Raw genomic sequence first — 14,756 nt, forward strand, 5'->3', positions numbered from 1 at the left:
GATGTTGATCGATTTCTTTCTGCACCTGAGGGCGCGCAAGCTGCCCGTGTCGACGCGCGAATTCCTGACCGTGCTCGAGGGCCTGCGCGACCATGTGTGCGGGCCTTCGATCGACGAGTTCTATTTCTTCGCGCGCACCTGCCTGATCAAGGACGAGTCGCTCTACGATCGTTTCGACCAGGCCTTCGGCGAATACTTCAAGGGCGTCACCACGCTCCCCGGGCTGGACGTCGACCTGCCTGAGGACTGGCTGCGGGCGATGGCGAAGAAGCATCTGTCGCCCGAGGAGCGCGCCAAGCTCGAGAAGCTCGGGTGGGACAAGCTGATGGAGACTTTCCGCAAGCGCCTCGAGGAGCAGAAGGGCCGCCACCAGGGCGGCAACAAATGGATCGGCACCGGCGGCAGCTCGCCCTTCGGCAACAACGGCACCCACCCGGAGGGCATCCGCGTCGGTGGCGACTCGGCCGGCAACCGCACGGCGGTGAAGGTTTGGGACAAGCGCGAGTTCCGCAACCTCGACGACTCGGTCGAGCTCGGGACGCGCAACATCAAGGTGGCCCTGCGCCGCCTGCGCCGCTTCGCGCGCCAGGGCGCCGCCGAAGAGCTCGACCTCGACGGCACCATTGCCGCCACCGCGCGCAACGCCGGCTGGCTCGACCTGCTGATGCGGCCGGAACGCCACAACGCGGTCAAGGTGCTGCTGTTCCTGGATGTCGGCGGCTCGATGGACGACCACATCAAGGTGTGCGAGGAGCTGTTCTCCGCCTGCCGGCTGGAGTTCAAGCACCTCGAATACTTCTATTTCCACAACTGCGTATATGAGGGCGTGTGGCGCGACAACCGCCGTCGCCACAGCGAGCGCACGGCGCTGCTCGACGTCATCCACAAGTATGGGCCGGATTACAAGCTGATCTTCGTCGGCGATGCGACCATGAGCCCCTACGAGATCCTGCATCCGCACGGCTCGGTCGAGCACATGAACGCCGAGGCCGGCGCCACCTGGCTGCGCCGCCTGCTCGATGCGTACCCGGCTGCGGCGTGGCTCAATCCGGAACCCGAGCGCCTGTGGCCCTACCGAAAATCCATCGAGCTCATCCAGCAGATTGTTGGCGAGCGCATGTACCCCCTGACACTGGACGGCCTTGCGCGTGCCATGCAGACGCTGTCGCGCAGACACTGAGACCACGGGACTGCGGCCCAGGCGGGGCTCGGGGTCCGGAGTTCGGACAAAAAAGAGCGGCCCATCGGCCGCTCAAGCTGCTGTCCGCACAAGCGTCGAAACGCTGTGTGAAACACGATCGAACCGGCCCGCCTCCGGGGCCGGCCGTGTTTCATTCAGTGAAGGGCAGCGGCTGCATGCCGAAGCCTTCGTCGAGATGCTTGATCTGGCGGAGCAGCTTGTCGAGTTCGCTCTGCAGGCTCGCCAGGCCCTCGTCATCCATCATCCGCAGCGCCTCGGGCAGCACGCCGCGCGCCGGAGAGGGCGCTCGAGCCAGCAGGGCAGACCCGTCGTCCGTCAGATAGAGCCGCACGACGCGCTGGTCGGCGCTCGTCCGCTCCTTGCGTACCAGACCCGAGCTTTCCAGGCGGTCGACCATGTTCGACGTCGTCGACTGGTGGAGCGCCATCCGGTTCGCCAACTCGCCGACACGCAGGCCGTCTGCTTCACGCAACTCCTGCAAAGCCCACAACTGGGCGCCGGTCACTCCGCTCTGACGTTCGATCCACTGCGAGTGGCGCTGTGCCGTCCGGATCAGGATTCGAAACCGCTGCAGGACCGACAAGGGGTTCGCCGGCAGTGCCGGCTTCTTCACTTTTTGTTGCGTTTCCGCCATCTGAATCTCGCTCGGACTATATTTGCTCAAAGCATCATTGTCAAAAAAACATCACACCTGCTGTGGAGCGTATGGTAGCTGTATCGTTTACCTTTCGCATGTGCAGCATGGCAAAAAAACCAATCTCGCCGAGCCCGTCGCCGGCAGGCGAATGGCCCCATGCCGCACAGCAGCAGAGACCGCGATGAGCGCACCAAACGCCGAAGACAAGCACGCCCGATCTCCACGCTGGGACCTCGCCCGCCTGATACGTGGAGGCCGACGCTACGCCCTGCCCTGGCTGTCGCTGAGGCGCTGGCGCGTGCGCCTGTTACTGGTCGGCGCGGCATTGCTCGCGGGACTGATCGCGATCGCATTTGCGATCGGCGCTGAGCTGGCGATTGCCACCCACGCGGGCCTGGTTGGCGAACATCCCTGGCTGAGCCTGTTGATCGCGCCGACCGGCTTCGCAGCGCTCGCCTGGATCTCGCGCCGCTTCTTCCCCGGCACCGAAGGCAGCGGCATTCCGCAGGCGATTGCTGCCTCCATGTCGGATGACGGCCGCGTGCGCCGGCAGTTGCTGTCGCTGCGCATCGCGCTGGCAAAGGTCTTCCTCACCCTGGGCGGCCTGCTGAGCGGTGCCTCGGTCGGCCGCGAAGGTCCCTCAGTGCAGATCGGCGCCTCGGTGATGCACATGTTCTCCAGCCGCAAGCGCCACCGTCGCATCGCCTCGAGCCGGGACCTGATCGTCGCGGGCAGCGGCGCCGGCATTGCGGCGGCCTTCAACACCCCGCTCGGCGGCATCATGTTCGCAATCGAGGAGATGTGCCGCTACCGCGCCTTCCAGGCCAACAGCACCACGCTCACCGCCGTGATCTTCGCCGGCTTGATGTCGCTCGCCGTGCTCGGCAACTACACCTACTTCGGACGCACGCTGGCGAGCATCGGCTGGCCGGACGGCGTGTGGCCGGTGCTGGCGTGCGGGGTGGCCGGGGGGCTGCTGGGCGGGATCTTCACCCGCGTGCTGGTGGCCTCGTCGCGTGGGCTGCCGGGCCGGCTCGGGGTGATTGCAAGCACCCAGCCGGTTGCCTTCGCCGGAATGTGCGGACTGCTGACCGCCCTCATCGGGCTTGCCAGCGGCGGACTCACCTACGGCACTGGCTATGCGGAATCCAAGGCCGCACTCGAGGGCAGCGCCACGCTGCCGGTGGCCTTCACGCTGATGAAGCTGGCGGTGATCTGGCTCGTCTTCGTATCGCGGATTCCCGGCGGCATCTTCGCCCCGGCGCTGGCCGTGGGCGCAGGCCTCGGCTCGGACATCGCGCTCCTGCTGCCGGGCGAGCCGGACCCGGCCATCCTGGTGCTGGGCATGGTGGCCTTCCTCGCGGCAATGACGCAGACGCCGATCACCTCGTTCGTGATCGTCATGGAGATGACCGCCAACCACCAGATGCTGTTGCCGCTGATGGCCACCGCGGTGGTGGCGCACGGCGTGTCGCGCTCGGTGGCACCCGTGCCGCTGTACCACGCACTCGCGTACGGGTGGCTGAGGCGCGCGGAAAAGCGGACGCACGAGAAACATCCGCCGCCGGCGCATCCTCTTACGGACAAGCCAACGGCGGCGGCGGCGACGACTGCGGGGGCAGCCGAGGGCGCCCCCGCAGCCGCCCCCTCAGCGGATGCCGGCGCGCTGGATCAGCGCCAGTAGCTCGCCGACGATACCGCGGCGGAACAACAACACGCAGACCACGAAGATCACCCCCATGATCACCGTGACCCAGGAGCCGACACTATCGGCGAGCTCGGTCTGCAGCGAGACGATGGTGGCGGCACCGACCAGCGGTCCCAGCACGGTGCCCAGGCCACCCAGCAGGGTCATGAGCACCACCTCGCCCGACATGTGCCAGTGCACATCGGTGAGCGAGGCGAGCTGGAACACCAGGGTCTTGGTCGCCCCCGCCATGCCGGCGAGCGCGGCCGAGAGTACGAAGGCGAGGAGCTTGAACTTGGCGACGTCGTAGCCTAGGGACATCGCACGCGGCTCGTTCTCGCGGATCGCCTTGAGGATCTGGCCGAAGGGAGAGTTGATTGCGCGGTAGATGATGAAGAAGCCGATGCAGAACACCGCGAACACCAGGTAGTACATCGCGATGTTGTTCGACAGGTCGATCACCCCGAACAGGTGTCCGCGCGGCACACCCTGCAGGCCATCTTCGCCGCCGGTCGCCTTCCACTGCAGCACGACGAAATACACCATCTGCGACAGCGCCAGCGTGATCATCGCGAAGTAGATCCCGGTGCGGCGGATCGCCAGCACGCCGAACAGCCAGCCGAGCGCGCCGGCGGCGAGCGTGCCGCCGATGATGCCGACTTCGGGCGTCACGCCCACGTCGCGCACCAGCATGCCGCACACGTAGCCGGCGCTACCGAGAAAGGCAGCGTGCCCGAAGGACAACAGCCCGGCGAAACCGAGCAGCAGGTTGAACGCGCACGCGAACAGCCCGAAGCACAGGATCTTCATCAGGAAGGTGGGGTACACCGCGAACGGCGCCACCAGCCCGATCAGGAACAGCGCGCCGAACAGGATCGGGATGGCGCGCGCAAACATCGAATTCGGGTTGTTCATCAGTCTGATTCCTTTCGCCGCGCTCAAGCCTTGCCGAACAGGCCGGCCGGTCGCACCAGCAGCACGATCACCATGATCACGAACACCACCACGGCCGAAGCCTCGGGATAGAACACCCGGGTCAGGCCCTCGACGAGCCCGAGACCGAGGCCGGTGATGATGGAGCCCATGATCGAGCCCATGCCGCCGATCACCACCACCGCGAACACGACGATGATCAGGTTCGAGCCCATCAGCGGGCTGACCTGGTAGATCGGCGCGGCGAGCACCCCGGCGAAGGCCGCCAGCGCCACACCGAAGCCGTAGGTGAAGGTGATCAGCAGCGGCACGTTGATGCCGAGCGCCTGCACCATCTGCGGGTTCTCGGTGCCGGCGCGCAGGTATGCGCCAAGCTTGGTCTTCTCGATGATGAACCAGGTCGCGAAGCACACCGTCAGCGCGGCCACCACCACCCAGCCGCGATAGATCGGCAGGAACATGAAACCGAGGTTCACCCCGCCCTGCAGCAGTTCGGGCACCGGGTAGGACTGACCGGAGATGCCGTACTGGTCGCGGAAGATGCCCTCGAAGATCAGCGCGAGACCGAAGGTGAGCAAGAGTCCGTAAAGATGGTCGAGCTTGTAGAGCTTGCGCAGCATCGTGCGCTCGATCAGCACACCGAGCGCGCCGACGACGATCGGCGCGAACAGCAACGCGACCCAGTAGTTGATGCCGAGCTTGTTGAGCGCGATCCACGCCACGAAGGCGCCCATCATGTACTGGGCGCCGTGGGTGAAGTTGATGATGTTGAGCAGGCCGAAGATGATGGCCAGGCCCAGGCTCAGGATCGCGTAGAACGAACCGTTGATCAGGCCGACCAGCAACTGGCTGCCGAGCAGTGCGCTCGGAACGCCGAAAATTTCCATGTGCGACTCCCGCACCGGAGCGGGCGCGCCGCCCCGGTGCGTCGTGAAGTGCGGGAGACCCCGCGATCAGCTTACTTCTTGACCAGCGGGCACTTCGACTGCGCCAGCGGCTGGAAGGCCTCTTCCGCGGGAATCGTCTGGCGGATGTCGTAGTAGTCCCACGGGTACTTGGACTCGGCGGGCGTCTTCACCTGTGCCAGGTACATGTCGTGCACCATGCGCCCGTCCTCGCGGATGCGGCCGTTCTTGCCGAAGAAGTCCTTGATCGGCGTGGCCTTCATCTGCGCCATGACCTTGCCCGCCTCGTCGGTGCCGGTCGCCTGCACTGCACGCAGGTAATGCAGCACCGAGGAATACTGGCCAGCCTGCACCATGGTCGGCATGCGCTTGTGCTTGTCGAAGAAGCGCTTGGACCAGGCACGGGTCTCGTCGTCGAGATCCCAGTAGAAGCCGGTGGTCAGGTACATGCCCTGGGTGGCCTGCAGCCCGAGCGAATGGACGTCAGAGATGAACATCAGCAGACCGGCGAGCGCCTGCTTGGGCGTGATGCCGAACTCGGCCGCCTGCTTGATCGCGTTGGTGGTGTCGGCGCCGGCGTTGGCCAGGCCGATGATCTTGGCGCCCGAGGCCTGGGCCTGGAGCAGGAAGGACGAGAAGTCCGAGGCCGGGAAGGGGTGGCGCACCGAGCCCAGCACCTTGCCGCCGTTGGCCGTGACGACTGCGGAGGAGTCCCGCTCGAGCGACTGACCAAAGGCGTAGTCGGCGGTCAGGAAGAACCAGGTGTCGCCGCCCTGCTGGGTCACCGCCTTGGCGGTGCCGTTGGCGAGCGCATAGGTGTCGTAGGTGTAGTGCACGGTGACGTCGTTGCACTGCTCGTTGGTGATCGGGGTCGAGGCCGGGCCGCTCATCAGCGCGACGCGGTTCATCTCCTTGGCGACCTTCATCACCGCGAGCGCGGTCGAGGTGGTGACGAGCTCGGTGGCGGTGTCGACGCCCTCGCGCTCGAACCATTCGCGCGCCTTGTTCGATGCAATGTCGGCCTTGTTCTGGTGGTCGGCGGAGACCATCTCGACCTTGAACGCGGGCTTGGCTTCGGCGATGAAGTCCTCGATCGCCATCTGGGTGGCGAGCACTGCGCCGGCGCCGGCGAGGTCGGAGTAGGTACCCGACATGTCGGTGAGCACACCGACCTTGACCGTGTCGCCCGAGATCTGCGCGCTCGCCGCGCCCGACAGCATGGCAAAAGCGGCCGCGCAGGCCAGGGTGGTAAGTTTCTTCGTCTGCATCGTGTGTCTCCGTCTCGTTCGTATGGTTGTTACGCAGGAACTGCGCGGCAGTACCGCTCAGACCCCCAGCGTCTGGTGCAGCCAGTCCATCTTCCCCGCCAACTCGTCGGCGTTGATGGTGGCGATGATCTCGCCGTGCTCGAGCACGTAGTGGCGGTCGGCCAGCGGCGCGGCAAAACGGAAGTTCTGCTCCACCAGCACGATGGTGAAACCGCGCGACTTCAGTTCGACGATGATCTCGCCGAGCTTCTTGACGATCACCGGCGCCAGGCCCTCGGTGATCTCATCGAGCAGCAGCAACTTGGCCCCGGTGCGCAGCACGCGCGCCATCGCCAGCATCTGCTGCTCGCCACCCGACAGCTTGGAGCCCGGACTGCTGCGGCGCTCGTAGAGGTTGGGGAACATGCCGTAGATCTCACCCACCGACATCGCCCCGCTCGCCACCTGCGGTGGCAGCATCAGGTTCTCCTCGGTGCTGAGCGAAGCGAAGATGGCGCGCTCCTCGGGCACGTAGCCGATGCCGTAGCGCGCCATGCGATGCGTCGGCTCGGCGATGACCTCACGGCCGTTGACCATGATCGAGCCGGTACGCCGGCCCACGAGGCCGAGCACCGACTTGAGCGTGGTCGAGCGCCCCGAGCCGTTGCGCCCGAGCAGCGTCACACACTCGCCGCGCGCAACCTTGAGGTCGATGCCATGCAGGATGTGCGACTCGCCGTAGAAGGCGTGCAGGTCGTGGATCCGGAGCATCTCCGGATGAGGGGTGAAGGCACTGGTCATGGCTGTCGGTCGCGGGGGATCAGTGGTGGGCGTCGCTCATGTCGTCGGAACCGACATAGGCCTCGAGCACCTTGGGGTTCTTCGACACTTCGGCGTAGGTACCCTCGGCGAGCACGCTGCCGCGGGTGAGCACGGTGATGCGGTCGCACAGGTTGGCGACCACCGACAGGTTGTGCTCGACCATCAGGATGGTGCGATTGGCCGACACCTTGCGGATCAGGTCGACCACGCGCGCGATGTCCTCATTGCCCATGCCCTGGGTCGGCTCGTCGAGCAGCAACATGCTCGGCTCGAGCGCGAGCGTGGTGGCGATCTCGAGCGCGCGCTTGCGGCCGTAGGGCATCTCAGCGGTGACGGTATCCGCGAAGGATGTCAGATCGACCGCCTCGAGCAGTGCCATCGCCTCGTCGTTGAGCACATCGAGCGACTTTGCCGAGCGCCAGAAGTGGAATTCGGTGCCGAGCTTGCGCTGCAGCCCGATGCGCACGTTCTCGCGCACGGTAAGGTTGGGAAAGGTGGCCGAGATCTGGAACGAGCGCACCATCCCGCGGCGCGCAGTGACCGCCGGCGCCTCGCGGGTGATGTCGCGACCTTCGAACAGGATCGACCCCGAAGTCGGCGGCAGGAACTTGGTCAGCAGGTTGAAGACGGTGGTCTTGCCAGCGCCGTTGGGGCCGATGAGGGCGTGGATGTGCCCCTTCTGCACCTGCAGGTCGACGCCGGATACTGCGACGAAACCCTTGAACTCCTTGGTGAGTCCGCGGGTCTCGAGGATGAACTCGCTCAAGGGTGTCTCCCCAGCCTTCGTTTGTTTTTGTAGCGATGGAGTGTTCCGGCTGGGGAGGGGGGCGTCAACCTATGGTTTGCCCCTATATGCACGTCGCCTCTATCCGGGGTCCGCGCGGCGCAGGCGCGCGGACCCCGCCAAAAACCCGGAGATGGCGAGCGCCACGCGGGGTCACTTGCCCTGCTGTTGCGTCCGCTCCAGCTTGCCCAGATTGAAGCCGCGTGCCGCCAGCCGCCCCAGCAGGGCCTCGTAGGCCTGCGCATCGACCACCGGCGTGCGCGACAGCACCCACAGGTATTCGCGCCCGGGCTCGCTGACCGCGACCAGTTGATAGTCCGGATCGAGATCGATGACCCAGTAGTCGCCCCACACCATCGGCAGGAACGACAGCCAGGCTGGCGCGAAGCGCACCTCCAGTCGTGCCGAGTCGGCCGCGCCGATCTGGCGCGCCATGCCGACGGCTTCGGACAGCTCGCCGCCCTGCTCACGACAACGGTTGATCACCTGCACCCGGCCATCCGGCTGCAGGCTGTAGTCGGCGCGCGTGTCGCTGATGCACTTTTTCTGGAACCAGTTCGGGTACTTGGCGATTTCGTACCAGGTCCCCATGTAGCGCGGCACGTCGAGCGCGGCAATCGCTTGCAGGGGCGCGGCAGTTGCGGCATCCGAGGACACGGCCGGGCCGGCGTGCATGGCGAGGGCGGCAAGGCCGAACGACAGGGCTAGCGCTTTGATCTTCATCGCATTTCTCGAAGTTGAAACGGGCGACCGCCTTGTGGCGCGCCGCCCGTTTGATTGACGGCCCGGGAATGGACCGCTCAGTTTCCGCTCATCGCCAGCATCAACTGATTGATGCGCTTCACGAAGGTCGCCGGGTCGTCGAGTGCGCCGCCTTCGGCAAGCAGCGCCTGGTCGAACAGCACCGCCGCCCAGTCGTCGAAGTGCTTGTCCTCGTACTTCAGGCGCAGCACCGCCGGGTGGCTGGGGTTGATCTCGAGGATGGGCTTGGAGACCGGTGCGTTCTGGCCTGCCGCCTTGAGGATCCGGGCCAGGTTCATGCCCAGATCGTGCTCGTCGGCCACCAGACAGGCGGGGGAATCGGTCAGGCGCAGCGTCACCTTCACGTCCTTCACGCGCTCGCCCAGGCTCGCCTTCATCTTGTCGAGCAGTTCCTTGTACTCGTCGGCGGCCTTCTCGACTTCCTGCTTCTCGGCCTCGTCCTCGAGCGCGCCCAGATCCAGCCCGCCCTTGGCGACCGACACCAGCGCCTTGCCGTCGAACTCGGTGAGGTTGCCGGTCACCCACTCATCGACGCGGTCGGTGAGCAGCAGCACTTCGATGCCCTTCTTGCGGAAGACCTCGAGGTGCGGGCTGTTCTTCGCGGCGTTGAAGGTCTCGGCGGTGACGAAGTAGATCTTGTCCTGGCCTTCCTTCATGCGGCCGATGTAGTCGGCGAGCGAGACGACCTCTTCCGCGGTGTCGAGCTGGGTCGAGGCGAAGCGCAGCAGGCCGGCGACCTTGTCCTTGTTGGCGAAGTCCTCGCCCACGCCTTCCTTCAACACCTTGCCGAAGGCCTTCCAGAACTCGGCGTACCTCTCCTTGTCGGCGGCCTCGTCGCTGTTGGCCAGGCTCTCGAGCAGCGTCAGCACCTTCTTTGTGCAGCCGGCGCGGATGGTGTCGATGTCCTTGGATTCCTGCAGGATCTCGCGCGACACGTTGAGCGGCAGGTCGGCCGAATCGACCACGCCGCGCACGAAGCGCAGGTAGGTCGGCATCAGCTTCTCGGCGTCGTCCATGATGAAGACGCGCTTCACGTAGAGCTTGATGCCGTGCTTGGCGCTGCGGTCCCACAGGTCGAAGGGGGCGTTCTTCGGAACGTAGAGCAGGTTGGTGTATTCGTGGCGGCCCTCGACGCGCGAGTGCGTCCACGCCAGCGGGTCCTCGAAGTCGTGCGCGACGTGCTTGTAGAAACCCTTGTACTCGTCTTCCGTGATGTCGTTCTTGGCGCGGGTCCACAGCGCGTTGGCCTGGTTGACCGTCTCGTCCTCGTCGGTCAACACCTGCGCCTTCTGCTCCTCGCTCCATTCCTCCTTCTTCATCACGATCGGCTGCACGATGTGATCGGAGTACTTGCGGATCAGGCTCTTCAGCTTCCACGACGACAGCAGGTCTTCCTGACCCTCGCGCAGATGCAGGGTGATCTCGGTGCCGCGGCCGGCCTTGTCTATCTGCGCCACGGTGTAGGCGCCGGCTTCGTCGCCCACCATCGAGCATTCCCACTTCACGCCCTCGCCCGCGGCCAGTCCGGCGCGGCGGGTGAGCACGGTGACGCGATCGGCGACGAGGAAGGCGGAGTAGAAGCCCACGCCGAACTGGCCGATGAGGTTGGCGTCCTTCTTCTGGTCGCCGGTGAGCTGACCGAAGAATTCGCGCGTGCCCGACTTGGCGATGGTGCCCAGGTGCGCGATCGCCTCGTCACGGCTCATGCCGACGCCGTTGTCGGCGATGGTGATGGTCCTGGCCTCGGCGTCGAAGCCGATGCGGATCTTCAGTTCGCTGTCGTTCTCGTACAGGGCGCCATTGTCGAGCGCCTCGAAGCGCAGCTTGTCGCAGGCATCCGAGGCGTTGGAGACGAGCTCGCGCAGGAAGATCTCGCGGTTGGAATACAGCGAGTGGATCATGAGGTGAAGCAGTTGCTTCACCTCGGCCTGGAAGTTCATCGTCTGGGCGGCGGCTGCGGTTTCGGACATGAATAAGGCTCCAGCTAGGGTTACGGATCAGTGCGTCCGCAAATGGGGACGCCCGCCCGGCTTTCAAGCCCCTGCCGCGCGCCGCCCTGCGCTCACAGGTACTGCACGTCGGTGATCTCGATCTCGCGCATGCCCGCCGGGCTCTGGAAGCGCACCACGTCGCCCACGCGCGCCTTCAGCACCGCGCGCGCCAGCGGCGAGATCCAGCTTATGCGCCCCTGCGCGGCATCGGCCTCGTCCACGCCGACGATCTGCCAGGTCTGCTCGTCCTCGGTCTCGAGGTCGCAGAAGCTCACCGTGGCACCGAAGAAGACCTGCTCCAGCCCTTGCTGGCGCTCGGGGTCCACCACCTCGGCGCTCTCGATGCGCTTGATCAGGAAGCGGATGCGGCGGTCAATCTCGCGCAGGCGCTTCTTGCCGTAGATGTAGTCGCCGTTCTCGGAGCGGTCGCCGTTGCCGGCGGCCCAGGCCACGGTCTCGACCAGCTTGGGGCGCTCGAAGCGCACGAGCTGGTCGAGTTCGACACGCAGCGCATCGTAGCCGCGCCGCGTCATGTAGTTCTTGCTGCCTGCGGGCAGGCGCTGCGCGGGAGCGAGTTCCTCGTCCCCGTCGTCGTCGGCGCCATCGCTTTCCTTCACGAAGGCTTTGTTCACTTGCGCAGTTTCCTTGTTGGCGAAGGGCGAATGGTAAGGAATCCATCCTGCACGCGCCACGCCCGCAAGCGCTGGCATGCCGCCCGGGAACGCGGGCGGGAACGAAGTTGTCATCCACCCCGCCGGCGCATACCATTCTCGCCGAGCCACGGCGCGCACCGGCACCCGGCAGAACGCAGTGCAAAAACAATTCAAAAGAGACACACAGGGGACGCAAGCATGAACGACAAAGCATTCGACGAAGTAACCAGCCTGCGCCTGCGCCTGGAAGAGATGCGCCTCGAACATCGCGACCTCGACGACGCGATCGTCACGCTCGCTGCCTCGCCCACCGGCGACGAGCTGATGCTGCGCCGCCTCAAGAAGCGCAAGCTCGCGCTCAAGGACCGCATCATCGCCATCGAGCACATGCTGAACCCCGACGAGCGCGCCTGAGCGCAGCATCGGCCGTCGTCGCGCTCAGCGCATGGCGCCCGCACACGGGGTCTGCGCACCCGCCCCATCACTGACAAGACAATCGACTCCATGAAAGACATTCAGGTATGCGGCCAGCCGGTGGCCGTGGCGATCCATGGCGAACCGAGCGGCCCGCCGCTGCTGCTGATCCACGGCGCCGGACACGACCACGGTGTCTGGGACCCCCTCGCACGCGGGCTGGCCAGCGCCGGCCACCGTGTCATCGCCCCCGACCTGCCGGCCCACGGCGCCTCCGGTGGGCAAGCGCTGCCCAGCATCGACGCAATGGCGGACTGGGTGATCGCCCTGGCCGATGTGCTCGGCCTCGACAGCTTTCGCATCGCCGGGCACAGCATGGGCTCGCTGGTCGCGCTTGCCGTCGCCGCGCGTGCGCCCGACCGCGTGCATGCGCTCTACCTGCTCGGCAGCCTGGCACCGATGCCGGTCGCGCCCTTCGTACTCGATGCCGTGCGCAACGACCCGCCCAAGGGCTGGGCACTGATCAACAAGTTCTCCTTCGCCCCCGCCGAGATGCTCGGCGAACAGCGTCGCCACGAGCTCGAAGCCGCCAACCTCGAACGCATGCAGAAGCAGGGCGCGGCGGTGCTCGCGACCGACCTCGTCGCCTGCGACGACTGGCAGGACGGGCTGGCGGCCGCCAGCCGCGTACGCTGCCCGGTGCTGCTCGTGACGGGGGACTGCGACCGCATGACCCCGGCCGACGCGGTCGTGCCGCTGCGCGAGGCCTTCACCGCGTGCGACGCACGCCTGGTCGTCCTGCCCGGGTTGGGCCACGCCTTGATGCAGGAAGCGCCCCGGCAACTCGTCGACACGATGCTGGCGGCGTCCTGAAACACTTCTCCCGCTCCGCGGTCATTGCAACACCCACAGGAGATCCACATGACGGAGCCGGACCCCTCGACGCAAGCCAAGCCGCGGACTGACGACGACCCCGGCCTGCCCTTTCCCACCGTGCGCGAGGTCTCGCTCGGCGCCCCGTTCCGGTGGATCGCCCGCGGCGCGGCCGACCTGCGCGCCGCCCCGGGCCCGAGCCTGTTCTACGGCCTGTGCTTCGCGGCGATGGGCGTACTGACCGTGGTGATGTTTCTCCACGCTTACGAATACATCGCCGCGCTCGCCTCGGGCTTCCTGCTCGTCGGGCCGCTGGTCGCGATGGGCCTGTACGAGCTCAGCCGTCGGCGCGAACGCGGCGAGCCGTGCGCGCTCGGCCCCACGCTCACCGTGTGGCGCCGCAACATGAGCAACATCGGCGTGTTCGCGGTCGTGCTCGGCGTCGTGCTGCTGGTGTGGGCGCGCGCGTCGATGGTGGTGTTCGCGCTGTTCTATACCGACGAGATGCCGAGCCTCGACAGCCTGATCGAGCAGATCCTCAGCCTGCGCAACCTCGAGTTCCTCGGCGCGTATGTCGGCGTCGGGCTGGTATTCGCGACGATCGCCTTTGCAGCCAGCGTGGTGTCGGTGCCGCTGATGCTCGACCGCAACCAGGACGCAATCACCGCGATGCTGGCGAGCTTCGGCGCGCTCCTCAACAACCCCGGTCCGATGCTGGTGTGGGCGGCCCTGATCGTCGTGCTCACCGCGATCGGCTTCGCCACCTTCAACATCGGCCTCGTGGTGCTGATGCCGATCATCGGCCACGCCACCTGGCACGCCTACCGCGACCTGATCGAGCCCCTGCCGCCCGGCTGAACCCTGCGCCCGGCTGAAGCCCGCGCCCGCCGCACATGGCGGTGCGCGCCTCAGTCGTCAAGTTCCAGCACCACCGGCTGATGATCGGACGCCGCGGTTTCGGACAGCACCTGCAGCGCGCGCATGCGCGGCGCCAGATCCGTGGTCACGAAGAAGAAGTCGCAGCAGTAGGCACGGTCCGGCCAGTCCGCCCCGTGCAGGCCGACGCTCGGCGCATGCGGCGCACCCGGCGCGGCCACCCGCCAGGCGTCGCACCACGCCGGCACGCCCGCCCCGATCGGCGCCTGCATCAACCGATGCTCGGCTGAATCCGGCTCGAAGTTGAAATCCCCGCAAAGAACCGCCGACGCCGGCCGCGGCCGCGCGGCGAAGGCCGGATTCGACTCCTTGCCCGCCGCCGGCGCCGCGGCCTGTCCGGCGGCCTCGGCGTGCAGCGCGCGCAGGGCCTCGACCTGGGCGCGGCGCTGGCGCTGCGAGTAGTACTCCAGATGTGTCGTCAGCACGCGCAGCGGCCCGCGCCGGGCGCTCACCACCGCCTCCACGCACACCCGCTGCATCGCCGGGAATGCCGGGTCGGCCGGCGCCGGCAACAGGTGGCGGAAGACCTGCCCCACCGCCAGGCGCGACAGCAGCAGGTTGCCGAAGCGCGCCCGCCCGCCCTCGCCGTCGGGCACGTCCATGCCCGCCGCGAAGACCGCCTCGTAGCCGGGAAAGGCCGCCGCAAGGTACGCCGGCTCGGCCTCGCGCGCACCGCCCGCGAGGCCCGGGAAATTGCAGGCCACCTCCTGCAGGCAGATCACATCGACCTCGCCCGCCGCGCGGATGGCCGCCACCGTGCGCGCAAGGTCCACCCTGCCGTCCGCACCGCGGCCCCACTGGATGTTCCAGGTCAGCAGCCTCATGTCGCCCTCGCCTTGTTCATCTCGATCGGGATCATCTTATGGACGGCGTCAAAGATACATCGCCAGATACCGACACCTCCACCTTGC

15 protein-coding genes are annotated in these 14,756 nt (G+C 66.6%); 5 read left to right on the forward strand and 10 right to left on the reverse strand.

The genetic code is table 11. The annotated features are described in order from the left end of the window. Position 1 precedes the first annotated feature (1 nt). Entirely contained in the window at positions 2-1,180 is a 1,179-nt protein-coding gene (locus RBT54_RS08660; RefSeq protein ID WP_320366189.1) for a vWA domain-containing protein, read from the forward strand. A gap of 151 nt (positions 1,181-1,331) precedes the next feature. Here RBT54_RS08660 and RBT54_RS08665 read toward each other — a convergent pair whose 3' ends face one another. Continuing rightward, complete coding sequence (locus RBT54_RS08665) at positions 1,332-1,835, reverse strand: MarR family winged helix-turn-helix transcriptional regulator (protein ID WP_320366191.1); 504 nt, start codon at positions 1,833-1,835, stop codon at positions 1,332-1,334. 184 nt (positions 1,836-2,019) lie between these two features. On the opposite strand from RBT54_RS08665, the gene RBT54_RS08670 reads away from it, so the two are divergent. Then, entirely contained in the window at positions 2,020-3,522 is a 1,503-nt protein-coding gene (locus RBT54_RS08670) for a chloride channel protein (protein ID WP_320366193.1), read from the forward strand. Here RBT54_RS08670 and RBT54_RS08675 read toward each other — a convergent pair. The 8 genes from RBT54_RS08675 to greB all read right to left on the reverse strand — a co-directional run bounded on the left by RBT54_RS08675 (position 3,487) and on the right by greB (position 11,601). After that, positions 3,487-4,440: a branched-chain amino acid ABC transporter permease gene (locus tag RBT54_RS08675; protein WP_320366195.1), complete on the reverse strand. Its 954-nt coding sequence runs from the start codon at positions 4,438-4,440 to the stop codon at positions 3,487-3,489. The genes RBT54_RS08670 and RBT54_RS08675 overlap by 36 nt on opposite strands. A 23-nt stretch (positions 4,441-4,463) precedes the next feature. Further along, entirely contained in the window at positions 4,464-5,345 is an 882-nt protein-coding gene (locus RBT54_RS08680) for a branched-chain amino acid ABC transporter permease (protein WP_320366198.1), read from the reverse strand. Positions 5,346-5,416: 71 nt separating this feature from the next. After that, positions 5,417-6,631 carry an ABC transporter substrate-binding protein gene (locus RBT54_RS08685; RefSeq protein ID WP_320366200.1) on the reverse strand — a complete coding sequence of 405 codons (1,215 nt, stop codon included), beginning with the start codon at positions 6,629-6,631 and terminating at the stop codon, positions 5,417-5,419. 57 nt (positions 6,632-6,688) lie between these two features. Further along, on the reverse strand, positions 6,689-7,411 hold the full coding sequence (locus RBT54_RS08690; protein WP_320366202.1) for an ABC transporter ATP-binding protein: 723 nt from the start codon (positions 7,409-7,411) through the stop codon (positions 6,689-6,691). Positions 7,412-7,430: 19 nt separating this feature from the next. Then, on the reverse strand, positions 7,431-8,198 hold the full coding sequence (locus tag RBT54_RS08695; protein WP_320366204.1) for an ABC transporter ATP-binding protein: 768 nt from the start codon (positions 8,196-8,198) through the stop codon (positions 7,431-7,433). Positions 8,199-8,369: 171 nt separating this feature from the next. Further along, on the reverse strand, positions 8,370-8,939 hold the full coding sequence (locus RBT54_RS08700) for a lipocalin family protein (RefSeq protein WP_320366206.1): 570 nt from the start codon (positions 8,937-8,939) through the stop codon (positions 8,370-8,372). Between the two features lie 77 nt (positions 8,940-9,016). Next, positions 9,017-10,948, reverse strand: a complete 1,932-nt coding sequence (htpG, locus tag RBT54_RS08705) for a molecular chaperone HtpG (RefSeq protein WP_320366207.1) — start codon at positions 10,946-10,948, stop codon at positions 9,017-9,019. 92 nt (positions 10,949-11,040) lie between these two features. After that, positions 11,041-11,601, reverse strand: coding sequence for a transcription elongation factor GreB (gene greB / locus RBT54_RS08710; protein WP_320366208.1), 561 nt, complete (start codon positions 11,599-11,601; stop codon positions 11,041-11,043). A gap of 219 nt (positions 11,602-11,820) precedes the next feature. Here greB and RBT54_RS08715 point away from each other — a divergent pair, with 219 nt between their 5' ends. From RBT54_RS08715 to RBT54_RS08725, 3 genes are all read left to right on the forward strand, one after another. Beyond that, positions 11,821-12,036 carry a YdcH family protein gene (locus RBT54_RS08715; protein ID WP_320366210.1) on the forward strand — a complete coding sequence of 72 codons (216 nt, stop codon included), beginning with the start codon at positions 11,821-11,823 and terminating at the stop codon, positions 12,034-12,036. Positions 12,037-12,126: 90 nt separating this feature from the next. Then, positions 12,127-12,909: an alpha/beta hydrolase gene (locus tag RBT54_RS08720; protein ID WP_320366212.1), complete on the forward strand. Its 783-nt coding sequence runs from the start codon at positions 12,127-12,129 to the stop codon at positions 12,907-12,909. 48 nt (positions 12,910-12,957) lie between these two features. Further along, positions 12,958-13,767, forward strand: coding sequence for a DUF2189 domain-containing protein (locus tag RBT54_RS08725; protein ID WP_320366214.1), 810 nt, complete (start codon positions 12,958-12,960; stop codon positions 13,765-13,767). Between the two features lie 50 nt (positions 13,768-13,817). Here RBT54_RS08725 and RBT54_RS08730 read toward each other — a convergent pair whose 3' ends face one another. Beyond that, a complete protein-coding gene (locus RBT54_RS08730; RefSeq protein ID WP_320366216.1) occupies positions 13,818-14,669 on the reverse strand; it encodes an endonuclease/exonuclease/phosphatase family protein in 852 nt (283 codons plus the stop codon). Positions 14,670-14,756 lie beyond the last annotated feature (87 nt).

It is taken from the genome of Thauera sp. (genome assembly GCF_034003485.1).
In the GTDB taxonomy this organism is placed as follows: Bacteria; Pseudomonadota; Gammaproteobacteria; order Burkholderiales; family Rhodocyclaceae; genus Thauera.

Excerpts from the sequence above, each read along its gene's own strand:
- RBT54_RS08660 (WP_320366189.1), top strand. The coding sequence starts at position 2 with ATGTTGATCGATTTCTTTCTGCACCTGAGGGCGCGCAAGCTGCCCGTG.
- RBT54_RS08665 (WP_320366191.1), bottom strand. The coding sequence starts at position 1,835 with ATGGCGGAAACGCAACAAAAAGTGAAGAAGCCGGCACTGCCGGCGAAC.
- RBT54_RS08670 (WP_320366193.1), top strand. The coding sequence starts at position 2,020 with ATGAGCGCACCAAACGCCGAAGACAAGCACGCCCGATCTCCACGCTGG.
- RBT54_RS08675 (WP_320366195.1), bottom strand. The coding sequence starts at position 4,440 with ATGAACAACCCGAATTCGATGTTTGCGCGCGCCATCCCGATCCTGTTC.
- RBT54_RS08680 (WP_320366198.1), bottom strand. The coding sequence starts at position 5,345 with ATGGAAATTTTCGGCGTTCCGAGCGCACTGCTCGGCAGCCAGTTGCTG.
- RBT54_RS08685 (WP_320366200.1), bottom strand. The coding sequence starts at position 6,631 with ATGCAGACGAAGAAACTTACCACCCTGGCCTGCGCGGCCGCTTTTGCC.
- RBT54_RS08690 (WP_320366202.1), bottom strand. The coding sequence starts at position 7,411 with ATGACCAGTGCCTTCACCCCTCATCCGGAGATGCTCCGGATCCACGAC.
- RBT54_RS08700 (WP_320366206.1), bottom strand. The coding sequence starts at position 8,939 with ATGAAGATCAAAGCGCTAGCCCTGTCGTTCGGCCTTGCCGCCCTCGCC.
- htpG (WP_320366207.1), bottom strand. The coding sequence starts at position 10,948 with ATGTCCGAAACCGCAGCCGCCGCCCAGACGATGAACTTCCAGGCCGAG.
- RBT54_RS08715 (WP_320366210.1), top strand. The coding sequence starts at position 11,821 with ATGAACGACAAAGCATTCGACGAAGTAACCAGCCTGCGCCTGCGCCTG.
- RBT54_RS08720 (WP_320366212.1), top strand. The coding sequence starts at position 12,127 with ATGAAAGACATTCAGGTATGCGGCCAGCCGGTGGCCGTGGCGATCCAT.
- RBT54_RS08725 (WP_320366214.1), top strand. The coding sequence starts at position 12,958 with ATGACGGAGCCGGACCCCTCGACGCAAGCCAAGCCGCGGACTGACGAC.
- RBT54_RS08730 (WP_320366216.1), bottom strand. The coding sequence starts at position 14,669 with ATGAGGCTGCTGACCTGGAACATCCAGTGGGGCCGCGGTGCGGACGGC.